15 protein-coding genes are annotated in these 15,326 nt (G+C 58.0%); 2 read left to right on the top strand and 13 right to left on the bottom strand.

Annotation, left to right across the window (positions count from 1 at the left end; genetic code table 11):
• The first annotated feature begins 128 nt into the window (after positions 1–128).
• Positions 129–1,055, top strand: a complete 927-nt coding sequence (locus tag JLG71_RS24275; RefSeq protein ID WP_049082909.1) for an Rpn family recombination-promoting nuclease/putative transposase — start codon at positions 129–131, stop codon at positions 1,053–1,055.
• Between the two features lie 178 nt (positions 1,056–1,233).
• The gene (locus JLG71_RS24270) at positions 1,234–2,604 is read left to right on the top strand and encodes an NAD-dependent succinate-semialdehyde dehydrogenase (RefSeq protein ID WP_116280464.1); all 1,371 of its coding nucleotides are present in this window, start codon (positions 1,234–1,236) and stop codon (positions 2,602–2,604) included.
• 44 nt (positions 2,605–2,648) lie between these two features.
• On the opposite strand, the gene JLG71_RS24265 is transcribed toward JLG71_RS24270, so the two are convergent.
• The 13 genes from JLG71_RS24265 to hpaD form a co-directional block, all read right to left on the bottom strand.
• Complete coding sequence (locus tag JLG71_RS24265; RefSeq protein WP_004098289.1) at positions 2,649–2,969, bottom strand: hypothetical protein; 321 nt, start codon at positions 2,967–2,969, stop codon at positions 2,649–2,651.
• The gene (locus JLG71_RS24260; protein WP_116280465.1) at positions 2,969–3,514 is read right to left on the bottom strand and encodes a YfaZ family outer membrane protein; all 546 of its coding nucleotides are present in this window, start codon (positions 3,512–3,514) and stop codon (positions 2,969–2,971) included. The genes JLG71_RS24265 and JLG71_RS24260 overlap by 1 nt, the downstream gene beginning before the upstream one ends.
• Positions 3,515–3,861: 347 nt before the next feature.
• Complete coding sequence (yjiA, locus tag JLG71_RS24255) at positions 3,862–4,818, bottom strand: GTPase (protein WP_014227783.1); 957 nt, start codon at positions 4,816–4,818, stop codon at positions 3,862–3,864.
• Positions 4,819–4,829: 11 nt separating this feature from the next.
• Positions 4,830–5,033, bottom strand: coding sequence for a YbdD/YjiX family protein (locus JLG71_RS24250; protein WP_004098292.1), 204 nt, complete (start codon positions 5,031–5,033; stop codon positions 4,830–4,832).
• Positions 5,034–5,142: 109 nt separating this feature from the next.
• Entirely contained in the window at positions 5,143–7,293 is a 2,151-nt protein-coding gene (btsT, locus tag JLG71_RS24245) for a pyruvate/proton symporter BtsT (protein WP_014227784.1), read from the bottom strand.
• 297 nt (positions 7,294–7,590) lie between these two features.
• Positions 7,591–8,103 carry a 4-hydroxyphenylacetate 3-monooxygenase reductase subunit gene (locus JLG71_RS24240; RefSeq protein WP_004098296.1) on the bottom strand — a complete coding sequence of 171 codons (513 nt, stop codon included), beginning with the start codon at positions 8,101–8,103 and terminating at the stop codon, positions 7,591–7,593.
• Between the two features lie 19 nt (positions 8,104–8,122).
• Positions 8,123–9,685: a 4-hydroxyphenylacetate 3-monooxygenase, oxygenase component gene (gene hpaB, locus JLG71_RS24235; protein WP_049082901.1), complete on the bottom strand. Its 1,563-nt coding sequence runs from the start codon at positions 9,683–9,685 to the stop codon at positions 8,123–8,125.
• A 364-nt stretch (positions 9,686–10,049) separates the two neighbouring features.
• Positions 10,050–10,940: a 4-hydroxyphenylacetate catabolism regulatory protein HpaA gene (gene hpaA / locus JLG71_RS24230; protein WP_049082899.1), complete on the bottom strand. Its 891-nt coding sequence runs from the start codon at positions 10,938–10,940 to the stop codon at positions 10,050–10,052.
• 9 nt (positions 10,941–10,949) lie between these two features.
• Positions 10,950–12,326 (bottom strand): 4-hydroxyphenylacetate permease, encoded by a 1,377-nt coding sequence (gene hpaX / locus JLG71_RS24225; protein ID WP_014227785.1) that lies wholly within the window; start codon positions 12,324–12,326, stop codon positions 10,950–10,952.
• Between the two features lie 64 nt (positions 12,327–12,390).
• Entirely contained in the window at positions 12,391–13,161 is a 771-nt protein-coding gene (gene hpaI, locus JLG71_RS24220; RefSeq protein ID WP_200914329.1) for a 4-hydroxy-2-oxoheptanedioate aldolase, read from the bottom strand.
• Positions 13,162–13,171: 10 nt separating this feature from the next.
• Positions 13,172–13,975 carry a 2-oxo-hept-4-ene-1,7-dioate hydratase gene (gene hpaH / locus JLG71_RS24215; protein ID WP_004098303.1) on the bottom strand — a complete coding sequence of 268 codons (804 nt, stop codon included), beginning with the start codon at positions 13,973–13,975 and terminating at the stop codon, positions 13,172–13,174.
• Between the two features lie 99 nt (positions 13,976–14,074).
• Entirely contained in the window at positions 14,075–14,455 is a 381-nt protein-coding gene (locus tag JLG71_RS24210) for a 5-carboxymethyl-2-hydroxymuconate Delta-isomerase (RefSeq protein WP_004098305.1), read from the bottom strand.
• A gap of 12 nt (positions 14,456–14,467) precedes the next feature.
• The gene (gene hpaD / locus JLG71_RS24205; protein ID WP_004098307.1) at positions 14,468–15,325 is read right to left on the bottom strand and encodes a 3,4-dihydroxyphenylacetate 2,3-dioxygenase; all 858 of its coding nucleotides are present in this window, start codon (positions 15,323–15,325) and stop codon (positions 14,468–14,470) included.
• Position 15,326 lies beyond the last annotated feature (1 nt).

The following is a 15,326-nucleotide window of genomic DNA, read 5'->3' as shown; positions in this document are numbered from 1 at the left end:
AAATGTCTCGCTTGCAGCCGAAGGAAGATATCTTTCGTCGCGGCTCGTAAAGGTCAGCAACAGTGTGTGTGATGAGAAAAATGGCGCAGTAGAGTGGCGGCAGGATTTTTTTACGCAGGCGGATAGCCATGGAAAAGGGTACTACGTCAACGCCGCACGATGCGGTCTTCAAACAGTTTTTACGTCAAGCTGATACCGCGCGCGACTTTTTGGATATCCATCTTCCTCCGGCGCTCAGACAGCTTTGCGACCTGGATTCGCTGACGCTTGAATCCGGGAGCTTTATTGAGGAGAACCTGCGGGCATACTACTCCGATGTTCTTTGGGCACTGAAAACCGCGGCGGGAGAAGGCTATATCTATGTTGTCATCGAGCATCAAAGCTCTCCGGATGCGTATATGGCCTTCAGAATGATGCGTTACGCCATTGCTGCGATGCAGCGCCATCTGGATAACGGACATAAAACGCTGCCGCTGGTTGTACCGATACTGTTCTATCATGGCGTCGCCACGCCTTATCCCTGGTCGTTATCCTGGCTCGACAAGTTTGCCGACCCTGCTCTGGCTAAGCAGCTTTATACCATGCCGTTTCCGCTGGTGGATATTACCGTCGTGCCTGATGACGAAATTGTCCAGCATCGAAGAGTCGCCTTACTGGAGCTGATGCAAAAACATATTCGTCAGCGCGATTTGCTGGGCATTGTGGAACATCTGACGGCCATTTTGCTTAGCGGATACGCTAATGACAGGCAGCTAAAAACGCTGTTTAATTACCTGATTCACTCGGGCAAAGCGCTTCGGTTGGGGAAATTTATCCGCGAAGTGGCTCAGCGTGTTCCGCAGCATAAGGAGAAGCTCATGACTATCGCCGAAAGGTTACGTGAAGTGGGGCGCAGGCAGGGGAAGCGGGAAGGTCGACTGGAGGGCGTTGAGGAGGGGCAGCGCGCCGAAGCGCGGCGTATTGCTCAAACGATGCTCGCCGAAGGTATGGCCCTGGAAACGGTGCTGAGAATTACCGGTTTGTCGGAGGCGGATATCCGGGCTGTTACTCATTAACTTATTGATATTGAGCTGTTATTTATGGGCGATTTATGCCGAGAGCGCGCTCCGTTCCATTTCGGGAAAATTCCGTATCTCTCTGAGTTTGGCCGCATCCTCAGTTATCTCGACTACCCTTAATATCCTGTGCGGTATTTATGACTGCGTTAACAGCGATAACAAGGAGACATGCGATATGGCTTATCAGACGGTGAATCCTGCAAACAATCAGCTTATCAAAGCGTACCCGGCACACAGCGACGCGGACGTGGAAGCGGCTCTGCAGAAGGCGGATGCGCTATATCATTCGTCGTGGTCGAAAGGCGATATAGCGCAGCGGCTATCGGTGCTGTACAAGCTGGCGGATCTGATCGACGGCCGGGTTGACGAGCTGGCGAAAATCGCCAGCCAGGAAATGGGCAAACTCATTGAGCAAAGCCGCGGTGAAGTGAAGCTGTGCGCGCAAATTGCCCGCTACTACGCCGACAACGCCAAACAGTTTTTGGCGCCGGTAAAGTATCCGTCCGAGCTGGGTGAAGCCTGGGTCGAACACCATCCCATCGGCGTACTGATGGCGGTAGAACCGTGGAACTTCCCTTATTATCAGCTTATGCGCGTGCTGGCACCGAACCTGGCGGCGGGGAACCCGGTTATCGCCAAACATGCCAGCATCGTCCCGCACTGTGCGGAAACCTTCGCCCACCTGGTACGCGAAGCCGGTGCGCCGGAGGGCGCGTGGACTAACCTTTTTATTTCTCAGGATCAGGTGGCGAAGATTATCGCCGACGATCGCGTACAGGGTGCGGCCCTGACCGGCTCGGAAAAAGCCGGTAGCGTGGTGGCGGCGCAGGCGGCTAAACACATCAAGAAAGCGACGCTTGAACTGGGCGGCAACGATGTCTTTGTGGTCCTGGACGACGCCGATCTGGAGAAGGCGGTGAAGATCGGCGTGCAGGCGCGGCTCAACAACGCAGGCCAGGTGTGCACCGCGGCGAAGCGCTTTATCCTGCATGAAAAAATTGCCGACTCGTTCCTGAGCCAGTTTACCGAGGCCTTCCGTCAGGTGAAAATCGGCGATCCGCTGGATGAGCGCACGACGCTGGGGCCGCTCTCTTCAAAAGATGCGCTGGACACGCTGACTAGGCAGGTGAACGACGCGGTGAAAAACGGCGCGAAGCTGCACCTGGGCGGCAAACCCGCGCAGCGGGAAGGCAGCTTTTTCGAGCCCACCATACTCACCGGCATTACCCGCGATAACCCGGCCTACTTCGAAGAGTTCTTCGGCCCGGTCGCGCAAATCTACGTGGTGAAAGATGACGATGAGGCGATGAAGCTGGCCAACGATTCGCACTATGGCCTTGGCGGAGCCGTATTCAGCCAGGATATCGAAAGGGCGAAACGCATGGCGTCGCGGATTGAAACCGGTATGGTCTATATCAACTGGCTAACCGATACCGCTCCGGAGCTGCCGTTTGGCGGCGTTAAGCGCTCCGGGTTTGGCCGCGAGCTTTCCGATCTCGGGATTAAAGAGTTTGTGAATCAGAAGCTGGTGGTCGTGCATAAATAACGGCGTGAAGACAAAAACCTGCCATCTGGCAGGTTTTTTGGCGTTCACTGAACTTCAATCTTATCCCAGCCGCTCTTAAACATGCAGCTGTCGACGAGCGTATCCCTGCGCCCCTCATTGGCGTCCTCAACCGTATAGCTGGTGGAAATATCCTTTTTCTTGTTCTTTTTGTCCGTTTTTTCCGAGCTTGAACCGGTGACGACGTTATCCGGGGGGAGATCGATCAGCGCCTGCGCTTCGCACTCCGTGAGCTTTTTATTCATCTCCGTATCGCTGACTCCCGGCTTCACCCATTTGTACTGGACGCAGCCTGACAGCAGCACGGTGAAGCTCAGAACGCAAAGCGCGGCGAAGCGGCCGTTCATCAGAAGGTAACCCCGCCGCCGACATAGGCGCCGTCAATCAGCGTGTGGCCCGGGCGGCCATCTTTGCCGTCGACGCTGACATGGCGATAGCCCACTTTCAGCGTGACTGGGGTGATTGGCGTCCAGCTTACGCCGCCGTTGGCTTCAACGTAGTTTTTGACGCTATTGTTCAGGCCCTCCGGTGCGGCATAGCCCTCACCATAGAGATGGATGCTGTCGGTCAGGGCCACGTTGGCGCCGCCGCCGATGGGGAAGGCCACGCCGTTATCGCCTTTTTTAGGGCCGAGGTAGATGGCTTTCGCGCCGGCATTAAACATCACCGGGCCGAGTTCCAGGTTATAACCCGCGCCTACGCCGCCTGTCTGGGTACCGTCATCGGTATTTTTGAGCCAGTTGCTTTCCACATACAGGCCAGAGGAGGATTTCCCCATTTCCAGATTCAGGTTGGTGAAGTTCTTGCCCTGCTCAACGGTGCCGCCCATCGCGAGTGCGGATCCCGAGACGGCAGCCAACGCCGAGAGAAGAAGGATATTCAGCTTTTTCATGTTTTATGCCTCATCATTACATTACGCGGAGGGCACCTTAACAATCGATTTTTATGACTGCAAATCAGCGAGTGATGACTGTTTTATGCTAATTTTGTTATTAGATATATTTATTTGTGTTGTTTGTTAGTTGTTTTTACTGCGGAGTCAACGGGTAATCTTTAGCCGTTGAGCGTGAGTTGAATCTTTTGGCTAAATATTCGCTGAACAGGCGCGAAAAAGCGGTTGTGGACGCAATAATTGGCTTTCTAATTATTTCCAAAAACATTTCTATTGTTACATATAAGAACAGAATTTTACATTTCATTCGCGCATTCCCCCTCCAGAAGAGGGGGCGAGCGACATGACTACTTGCGCAGGCTCGCAAATGCGGTGCGAATCTCATCTTCCGGAAGCTGTATCCCAATAAACACCAGGGTACTGTGCGGCCGCTCATCGCCCCACGGCCGGTCCCAGTCGGCGCTGTATAGCCGTTGAACGCCCTGGAACAGCAGGCGGTTGGGCTCGCCGTCGATCCACAGCATCCCTTTATAGCGCATCAGCTGTTCAGCAAAGGTGAGCAGCAGGTTTTCCATCACCCGCGACACGTCGCTGATATCCACCGGATAATCCAGCTCCACCACGATAGACGACACGTCGTTCTGCTTATCGGCCATAAAGTGGAAGCGCGGTTTGCTGCTGACCACGTTCTCTTCCAGCATAAAGCCGCTGGTGTTAAACAGCAGATTCAGGTCGATATCGCCGTGGGTGACGTTGTAAATCGGCGCGCGGGCGTTAATACGCATCAGCCGTTCGCGGAGCTTGTCGCTGTCGCCCGCCACGTCAGTTTTGGTGAGCAGGATACGATCGGCGTAGCCCACCTGCGACTGGGCAATGGTGAACTGATTCATCTGCTGGTCGGCATGCACCGCGTCAACCAGCGCAATCACGCCATCCAGCAGATAGCGTTCACACAGCACATCGTGAGAGAAAAAGGTCTGGATAATCGGGCCGGGGTCGGCCATGCCTGTGCATTCGATCACCAGCCGGTCAAAATCAATTTCTCCGCGATCGCGGCTGTCGAGCAGATCGAGCAGGGCGTCTTCCAGTTCGTTGGAACGGGTACAGCAGATGCAGCCGTTGGTCAGGGTTTTAATCTGCGTGGCGCGATCGCCGATAAGCTGGTCATCGACGGCGACTTCGCCAAATTCGTTTTCGATAACGGCAATTTTAAAGCCGTGCCGTTCGTTCAGGATATGGCGCAGCAGGGTGGTTTTACCCGCGCCAAGAAAACCGGTGAGCAGGGTGACTGCAATCGGTGCCATGTTTGCCTCCATTAGCAGCAGCGTACGCCGCCTTTGCCGTCGCCGCCGTAGCGGGCCTGCTGGCGTTCGCGAAAGAATTCATCGTAGGTCATGTACGGCTTGTCCGGATGGTTAGTCTGCATATGCTCGACGTAATTATCGTAATCCGGAATGCCAATCAGCATTTTCGCTGCCTGACCGAGGTATTTTTTTGCCTGACCTAAGTTACCAAACATTGTGAGTCCCAGAGAACGAATAAAGCCGGATGGCGGCTAGCGCCTCATCCGGCCTACAAACATTCGTTTGTGTAGACCGGATAAGCGTAGCGCCATCCGGCATTAAGGTTTAGTGATGCGAAGAGGTCTTCACGCCGCCTTCCGGTACCGGCACGTACGGGGTCTCTTTGTCGGTACGCACTTTATTGTTGCGCACGTTGAGCCAGGTTTTGATGCCGTAGAAGATGATGCTGTAGACCACCACCAGGAACAGAATGCTCAGACCCGCGTTGGTGTAGTTGTTCACCACGATATGGTTCATGTTGGCAATCTGCTGCGCGGTCAGTTCGCCGCCGGCGGCGATCTTCTCTTTATACTGCTGCGCCATGAAGAAGAAGCCTTCCATCTGCGGGTTGGTGCTGAACAGTTTCAGGCCCAGCGCCCAGGTGGTGCACAGCAGCAGCCATGCGGCCGGGATCACGGTGACCCAGATATATTTGGTGCGCTGCATTTTGACCAGCACCACGGTGCCGAGCACCAGCGCCACGGCGGCCAGCATCTGGTTAGAGATACCGAACAGCGGCCACAGGCTCTTCACGCCGCCCAGCGGGTCGACCACGCCCTGATACAGCAGGTAGCCCCACAGGCCGACGCAGCCCGCGGTACCGATAACACCGGCCACCAGCGAGTCGGTTTTCTTGAGGAACGGCACGAAGTTGCCCAGCAGATCCTGCAGCATAAAGCGGCCTGCACGGGTACCGGCATCCAGCGCGGTAAGGATAAACAGCGCTTCAAACAGAATACCGAAGTGGTACCAGAAGCCCATATCCGCCATCGGGATGATTTTGTGGAACACGTGAGCGATACCCACGGCCAGCGTCGGCGCGCCGCCCGCGCGGTTCAGTACCGACGGTTCGCCGATATCTTTCGCGGTTTGCAGGATTTGCTCAGGTGAGATCACGAAGCCCCAGGAGCTGACGGTCGCCGCCGCGTGTGCGGTGACATCCCTCAGCTGCGCGGCAATCAGCGCGGCGTTCTCACCACCCATTTCGTGCAGGTTCGGCATGGTGATGCCCAGACCCGCCGGCGGGGTGTTCATCGCGAAGTAGAGGCCCGGTTCGATAATTGAGGCCGCTACCAGCGCCATCACCGCCACGAAGGACTCCATCAGCATTGCGCCGTAGCCGATAAAGCGGGCGTCGGTTTCGTTAGCCAGCAGCTTCGGCGTGGTGCCGGAGGCGATCAGGGCGTGGAAGCCGGAGACCGCGCCGCAGGCGATAGTGATAAACAGGAACGGGAACAGCGCGCCTTTCCACAGCGGACCGGTACCGTCAATGTACTGGGTCACCGCCGGCATTTTCAGGTCCGGGTTGAGGATAACAATGCCCAGCGCCAGGCCGACGATAACGCCAATTTTCAGGAAGGTCGCCAGGTAGTCGCGCGGCGCCAGAATCAGCCAGACCGGCAGCAGCGCCGAGATAAACGCGTAGCCAATCAGGGTAAAGGTAATGGTGGTGTCTTTAAAGGTCAGCGCCGGGCCCCAGTACGGGTCGTGGGCAATCACGCCGCCGAAGTAAATCGACGCTACCAGCAGGACGATACCAATCACCGATACTTCGCCTACGCGGCCCGGGCGCAGGAAGCGCATGTAGATCCCCATAAACAGGGCGATCGGCACGGTCGAGCAGACGGTGAAGACGCCCCACGGGCTTTCCGCCAGCGCTTTCACCACGATTAACGCCAGCACCGCAAGGATGATGATCATTATCAGGAAGCAGCCGAACAGCGCGATGGAACCCGGCACCGGACCCATCTCCTGCTTGATCATTTCCCCCAGCGAGGCACCGTTACGGCGCGAGGAGATAAACAGCACCATAAAGTCCTGCACCGCCCCTGCCAGCACGACGCCCGCCAGCAGCCACAGGGTACCCGGCAGGTAACCCATCTGCGCGGCGAGCACCGGGCCCACCAGCGGACCGGCGCCGGCAATCGCGGCAAAGTGGTGGCCGAACAGCACGTAGCGGTTGGTCGGAACGTAGTTCAGGCCATCGTTGTTAATCACCGCAGGCGTGGAGCGCGTAGGGTCGAGCTTCATGACCTTTTGCGCAATGTACAGGCTGTAATAACGGTAGGCGACGAGGTAGACGGAAACCGAGGCCACCACGATCCACAGCGCACTGACGTGCTCGCCGCGGCGCAGAGCGACGACCGAGAGGCAAAATGCCCCGATGATTCCAAGAATCACCCAGGGTATGTGCTTGAATAACTTTTTAGTATCCATAGTAAAACCTGGCTTAATAAGATGAATAATGGGCCGAAGCCGTCTGGGTTTAGTTAGGGTTTGAGGAGGCATTGATTAGCTATGCTGGGGACCATCTTGCCAGAACGTCGCGCGCGTAAAGTTGGGTAAATCTGTGAGTGGTTATATCCGGGGTTAAGCGGTCACTTGCGAGGGTAAGCGGTTGGGCAGGAATCCCGGCAGGCTTAAATATGTGATTGAGATCACAGGAATATTCCCGCCGTGACGATGGGGGGAAGCGAGGTAATCCCCTCTCCCGCGAGAGAGGGGAAGGCAAAACTACGCCACGACGTCCATCTCCATCATCACCGGATGGAAGCGGCGCTTAAAGTAGATCAGCCCGTGGCCCTGCTGGCTCAGGGTAATGTTCCTGATTTCCACCAGATAGACCAGGTGGCTACCGATGGTCTGCACCTGGCTAATCTCGCCCTCAAGGCTCGCCAGCGCGCCTTTCAGCACCGGCTGGCCCAGCGCGCCTTTTTGCCAGCCGCTGAGGCCGAAACGGTCATCCATCGTCATCCCGGTCATGCCGGCGAAGTGGCGGGCCATCTCCTCTTGCTCGTGGTTCAGCACGTTGATGCACAGCTTGCCGTTGCCCTGGAACACCGGATTCATCGCGCTGTTAGCGTTGATGCAGACCATTACCGACGGCGGCGTATCGGTCACCGAACAGACCGCGGTGGCGGTGATACCGCAGCGGCCCGCCTCGCCTTCGGTGGTGATGACGTTAACGGCGGCCGACAGACTGGCCATGGCATCGCGAAAACGCAGACGTTGTTCATCTAATTGCATTGTGACCTCCCGCTGCCGGTTACTTCAGCAGCTTATCCAGCATGTTGATATCGGTATTGTTGTGCAGATGCGGCACCGTCCAGCCGTTCTGGTCGTACTCGGACAGGCAGCGATCCACCATCGCCATCATTTTGTCCATGTTGCCGGAGCTCTGCGCCTGACGCAGGCACTGCAGGCGAATTTCATCCTGGCTACCGGAGTAGTTGATTTCGTACAGCTCATGACGGCCGCCAAACTCGCTGCCGATGGCGTCCCACATCAGTTTGAGGATCTTGATGCGCTCGACGTGATCCATGCCGTTCGATCCGCGCACGTATTTCGCCAGGTATTCGTTGATCTGCGGATTATTGAGATCGCGGGCGCTGGACGGCAGATAGATCAGGCCGCTGGTGACGTTGCGTTCAATAATGTTTTTGATTTTGGCGTAGGCCATCGGCGCCATCACGCGATAGGTTTGCAGCGCGGCGTGATCCGGCAGATACGCGCCGTTAACCCACGGCGTGGCTTCGGCGCACATCGAATCGCTCAGCGCCCAGAACATATTGCGCCAGGCCACCACTTCGCCGAGATCCGCCTGCACGCCGCGGAACTCCAGGGTTCCGGTACACTCCAGCGAGCGCTTGAGCAGGGCGGTGATGAAATCGAGCTTCACGGCCAGACGCACGCAGGCCTGTAGCGGATACATGCGGGCGAAACCGCCCTCCATCGTCCAGCGGCGGCAGCGATCGAAGTCGCGATAGATAAGCACGTTTTCCCATGGGATCAGCACATTATCCATCACCAGGATCGCATCGTTTTCGTCGAAGCGGCTGGAGAGCGGATAATCGTAGGGCGATCCGGTTGCTCCGGCGACCAGCTCATAGGAGGCGCGGGAGATAAGCTTGACCCCTTCGGCGTCCATCGGCGCGACGAACATCAGCGCGAAGTCCGGGTTTTCGCCCATCACCTGCGCCGAGCCGAAGCCAATCATGTTGTAGTGGGTGAGCGCCGAGTTGGTGGCTACCACTTTCGCGCCGCTGACGATGATCCCGGCATCGGTCTCTTTTTCCAGCTTGATATAGACGTCTTTCACTTCGTCGGCTGGCTTATGGCGGTCGATGGGCGGGTTGACGATGGCGTGGTTAAAGTAGAGGCCTGTTTCCTGGATGCGGGTGTACCAGCTGCGGGCGTTCTGTTCAAACTGACCATAAAACGCTGGGTTTGCGCCGAGCGCGCAGCCGAACGCGGCTTTGTAGTCCGGGGTACGTCCCATCCAGCCGTAGCTCAGGCGCGACCATTCGGCGATAGCGTCGCGCTGCTGGCGCAGATCGTCGGCGCTTTTCGCGACGCGGAAGAACTTGTGGGTATAGCCGCCGCTGCCGGTATCGGTCCCCCAGCACAGGGTATCCTGCAGCTCGGGTTTATGCAGCGCGTCGTACATCTGGGCGACGGAGGCGGCGGCGTTGCGGAACGCCGGGTGGGTGGTCACGTCCTTAACGCGTTCGCCGTAGATATAGATTTCGCGGCCGTCCTGCAGGCTCTTCAGATACTCTTCACCGGTTAACGGGCGTTTAGCGTCGGCACGGAAATTTTCAGGTTTCATAGGTGACCTCTTCAGTATTAATCGGAATGCGATGTTAAATTTATGTTTTGTTTTTGTTGTTCAATTGAAGCGGTTAACGCGGCTTTCGTGAAGAGACTTTTAGGTCAACGGTCGGTACTTTTCAGGCGGGGTTGGGTTATGTGATCGGGGGTTGGTTTTTTCTATTTTCCGGCCTGGCTCCCCGGTGATCCGACGACAAGCCAGGGCGGGTTTTGAATGTGTAGGCCGGACAGATGCGCAGCATCGCCTCCGGGAAATGCAGCGATTCTGCGCTCTGCTCCGGGGGGGCGGCGCTTGATGCGCCTTGCCCGGGATACCGCCTCTCAGACGGCTGCGAACTCGCCGCGCCGTCCCCGGGAAGCTCTTATGATACCGGTACTTTTTGCGTTCTGAACGCGCTCGGCGAGCAGCCGACTAAGCGGTTAAAAAAGCGGGAAAAATAGGCCGGATCCTTAAAGCCCAGCTGCCAGGCTATCTCGTTGACCGCGCTGTCGGAAAAGAGCAGCAGCCTCTTGGCTTCGCGCAGCTGCCTGTCGAAAATCAGCCGTTTGGGCGGCCGGTTGGCGAAGCGGCGGCAGATATCGGTTAACCGGGATTCGGTCAGATGCAGCTCGCTGGCGTAATCCGGCACCGTCCAGTGCTGATGGTAGTGGCCGTCGATCAGCTGGTTAAACCGCTGGAACAGCTTGAGCTCGCCGCGTATCCCGCTGGCCGCGTGATCGTCAAGCTTCGCGTTGCGCAGCAGCAGGGTGAACACCGCCTGCGCCAGCAGCGTCAGGGTATGTTCCCGCCCCGGCAGCTGCGACGTCGATTCCCGTTCAATCAGCCGCCAGTAGTGCGCCAGCGCCGCCAGCTCCTCGGGCCTGTCGGCCAGCGACAGGCAGATGCCCGGCAGACCGAAAGCCTCCCGCGTGCCGGGATAGAGCACCTCCAGCAGCGGCCAGACCAGATCCTCGCGCACCGTCAGCACGTGACCGTCGCTATCGGACTCGGTGATAAAAGCGTGCGGCACCGAGGGCGGCGTCAGAACAAACAGCGGCGCCTGCACCGAATAGCGATGATCGTCGAGCTGCAGCTCAATCTGCCCGGTATCGAGAAAGTGCATCTGAAAATACTGGTCGTGACGGTGCGCCTGCATATCGCGGCCAAAGAACTCCGCCATCCTGGCAAACGATTGATAATGCACATCTTCCGTCCCCAGGCTCTCATCGTACTCTTTATTAATATCGATATTGGCTATCGGGCTCTGGCACATGGCGGCTCCTTACGGCGTCGCGCGCGGACGCGTTCCTTTCATCGGAATCACCCAGATAATCATCGCGCCGATGACCAGCAGGGCGGCGACGAACCACAGGCCGCTGCTGAAGCTGCCGGTAATATCCTTCAGCCAGCCGATCATAAAGGGGCTGAGCGCCGATCCGATATTACCCGTCGCGTTGATCACCGCGATGCCGATCGCTCTGGCGCGCAGGCTGATCGACTGATCCGGCGTGGTCCAGAAAATGGCCATTGCGCTAAACGATCCGGTGGAGGCCATCACGATCCCGAGCAGCTGGATCAGGTTGTGATCGGTGGCCGACGCCAGCAGCCAGCCCGCGGCGGCGAACAGGAACGGCAGGGCGGTGTGGTGCTTACGCTCCTGATGTTTATCGGAGTGGCGGCTCCAGTAGATCATTCCCAGAATGGTACAAATCTGCGGGATCGCCGCCAGCAGGCCGATGGTGATATTGCTGCTGCTTTCGTTAAAGCTTTTGAGGATCTGCGGCGTCCAGATGCTGATCGCGCTGAGCGTATTGGTCAGGCAGAAGTAGGCCAGGGTGTACATCAGCACGATCGGCGTGAACACTTCCCGCCACAGGCTGCGCTGCTGCATGGCGTGATGGCTGATCGCCCCTTCCGGCTGGACCAGCGTCAGGCGGTCGTTATCCATCATCTCCTGCAGGCATTTTTTATCGTCCGCGGTCAGCCATTTCGCCTTCGACGGCGAATCATCAAGCCAGAACCAGACCATAATACCGAGCAGCACCGACGGGAAGCCTTCCAGCAGGAACAGCCACTGCCAGCCGTGCAGGTTCAGCAGGCCGTCCATCGACAGGATATAGCCGGAGACGATCGACCCCAGCGCGGTGGTCACCGGCATCGCGATCATAAACAGCGCGTTGGCGCGGGCGCGGAAAAAGGCCGGGAACCAGTAGGTCAGATAGAGCAGAATGCCGGGCAGAAAACCGGCCTCGGTGATCCCCACCAGCATGCGCAGGATATAAAGACTGTTCGGTCCGGTCGCGAACATGGTGGCGGTGGAGGCGATGCCCCACAGCACCATGATGGTGGCGATCCAGCGGCGAGCGCCAACGATGCTGAGCATCACGTTGCTGGGAATGCCGAATATCACGTAGGTGGCGTAAAACAGGGTGGTGGCAAGACCAAACATGGTGGCGTTAAGGCCCAGATCCTGGCCCATGGTCAGCCCGGCAAAACCGATATTGATGCGATCTAAAAACGAAAAGATAAACAGCACGAACAAAAAGACGATCAGGCGGCGAAAGAGCTTGTTGATAACCGACTGCTGCTGCGCCGTCAGCTGCTTGTGCTGATTAGCCGGATCGAACTTTTCCGGGATGGCAGATGATGTATCGCTCATTATCATTTTCCTCTAATGGGAATTTTGTAGGGTACTGCGGGTATTAATAGACGCCTGACGAACCCTAGGCGGTTTTTTCCGCGCCAAATCGCGCCGCCAGCGCTTCCGCGCCGCGGGCCAGCAGGGTGGTATCGACGCCGACGGCGACAAACAGCGCGCCGAGTTCCAGGTAGCGCTTCGCCAGCGGCTCGCTGGCCATCAGGATCCCCGGCGCTTTGCCCGCCGCGCGAATTTGCCCGATGGCGTGCTCAATGGCGGCCTGCACTTCCGGATGCTGCGGGTTGCCGCTGAAGCCCATATCGGCGCTCAGATCCGCCGGGCCAATAAACACGCCGTCCACGCCCTCGACATCGAGGATCTGCGGCAGATTGTTGAGCGCTTCGCGGGTTTCGATCTGCACCAGCACGCACATCGCGTCGTTGGCCTGATGGAGATAATCCGGGACGCGGTTCCAGCGCGAGGCGCGGGCCAGCGCGCTGCCGACGCCGCGAATGCCCGCGGGCGGGTAGCGGGTGGCTTTCACCGCCAGCCGCGCTTCGTCGGCGTTCTGCACCATCGGCACCAGCAGGGTTTGCGCGCCGATATCCAGCAGCTGTTTAATCTGCACCGGGTCGTTCCACGACGGCCGCACCACCGGCTGGCTGGGGTAGGGAGCGATCGCCTGTAGCTGGGTCAGGATTGTCTGCACGCTGTTTGGCGCATGCTCGCCGTCGATCAGCAGCCAGTCGAACCCGGCCCCGGCCAGCAGCTCGGCGCTGTAGCTGCTGGTCAGCCCCAGCCACAGGCCAATCTGCGGACGACCCGCTTTTAAGGCGTCTTTAAAGGCGTTATGCATCATGTTTCTCCTAGACAAAGCGGCAGCTAATCGCGCCCATGTTGCCGTAGTCGACGTGGAAGGTGTCGCCTTTGCGCGCCGGTACCGGCCGGGTAAAGGAGCCGCCGAGAATAATCTGCCCGGCTTCCAGCTGGACGTCGTACGGCGCCAGCTTGTTCGCCAGCCAGGCCACGCCGTTGGCCGGGTGATTCAGCACCCCCGCGGCGACGCCGGTCTCTTCAATCACGCCGTTGCGATAGAGCAGGGCGGCGATCCAGCGCAGATCCAGCTCGTCGGGTTTAATCGGGCGGCCGCCGAGGATCACCCCGGCGTTGGCGGCGTTATCGGAGATGGTGTCGAAGACTTTGCGCGGGCGCTGGGTTTCCGGGTCGATGTTGTGGCAGCGGGCGTCAATCAGCTCCAGCGCCGGGATCACGTAGTCGGTGGCGTTGTAGACGTCAAACAGGGTGCAGTGGGGGCCGCGCAGCGGTTTGGCCAGCACGAAGGCCAGCTCCACTTCGATACGCGGGACGATAAAGCGGTCGGTAGGAATATCGCCGCCGTCGTGGAAAAACATATCGTCCAGCAGCGCGCCGTAGTCCGGTTCGCTGATTTGCGAACTGGCCTGCATTGCTTTTGAGGTCAGGCCGATTTTATGTCCTTTCAGCACGCGGCCTTCGGCGATTTTCATATTTACCCATTCGCGCTGTACCGCGTAGGCGTCTTCGATAGTGATCGTCGGGTGATCCAGCGAAATAGCGCGGATCTGTTCACGCTGTTTTTCCGCCTGGTTTAGCCGCTGGGCGATCAGGGTATGGGTATGTTTATCGAGCATAGTTGCTTCCTGTTACGTCATTCGGTGCTGCTGCGCCGGAAATAAAAGCCGGCGCCGTTTCGCCCTCTCCCGGCGGGAGAGGGCCTGACCGGCCGCACGCTATTTAAACAAGGCGTGCACGTTGTTCTGCTTGTAGTTCAGCGTCGGGTGCAGTTCATCAATCTCAAACGACAGCGCCAGATAGCGGCTCTCCATCAGCGCGGCGAAATGGGCTTTGATCAGCGTGAACAGCATATCGCCCACGTCCTGGCGGCTCTCCAGGCTGCGTCCGGCGCCAATTTTCAGCGTCATATGCACAAAGGCGTAATCGTGCTGGCCGTCGGCCATCTGCCAGGTATCCAGCCAGATGGCGCGGCTGCGAATGCCGCCGATGGGGAAGATGCCGGTGGCCGCCAGCGCGGCGTTCACTTTGCCGAACAGGCCCGGTAAATCAGCCTGCTCGCGGATGTTGTCGGTACATTCAGCGATAAAATGCGGCATTCTGCGTGCTCCTTACGCCGTTTCCGGCAGCGGGAAGACGGCGTTGACCTGACCGGTGCCGGAGCTGGCGAACAGCTCGGTAATAAACTCTACTTTGCCGTCGTATTTGTCCCAGCCCAGCAGGCCCAGCAGCATCACCGTGTCGTGCATATTGCCTTCGCCGAAGCAGTAGTCGGCGTACTCCGGCAGCATGGTGCAGAACTCTTTGAATTTGCCTTCGCGCCACAGCTTCACGACCCGTTCGTCCATCTGGTGATCGAACTCGCGGGTATAGCTGTTCATCCCCTCTTCGGCGCGCTGGTCGTCGATAAAACGGTGCGACAGCGAGCCGCTGGCAAAGACCGCCACGGTGCCGTCATATTTCTCGATAGCCTTAAGAATGGCTTCGCCCAGCCTGCGGCTGTCGGCAAAATCATGAACGGTACAGAACGCCGAGATAGAGACCACTTTGAAATGCTTATCGCTGTTCATGTAGCGCATCGGCACCAGGGTGCCGTACTCCAGCTTCAGGCTTGGAATGTTATGCGCTTTGGCGCGGACCCCGAGCTTGACCGCTTCGTCGGCGATCAGGTGGCCGAGCGCCGGGTTACCGTCATAGTCATAGGTCATGTCGCGAATAAAATGCGGCAGCTCGTTGCTGGTGTAGACGCCCTGGAAATGGTCGGCACAGTTGATGTGGTAGGCGCTGTTAACCAGCCAGTGGGTATCAAAGACGATGATGGTATCCACGCCCAGCTCGCGGCACCGCTTGCCGATTTCTTTATGCCCATCGATGGCTCCCTGGCGGCAGCCGTGGTTTTTACCCGGCAGTTCAGAGAGATACATCGACGGTACGTGAGTGATTTTTGCTGCTAACGCTAACTTTCCCATA

It is taken from the genome of Klebsiella michiganensis, assembly GCF_015139575.1.
In the GTDB taxonomy this organism is placed as follows: domain Bacteria; phylum Pseudomonadota; class Gammaproteobacteria; order Enterobacterales; family Enterobacteriaceae; genus Klebsiella; species Klebsiella michiganensis.
This window is presented reverse-complemented; position numbering and strand designations above follow the sequence as displayed.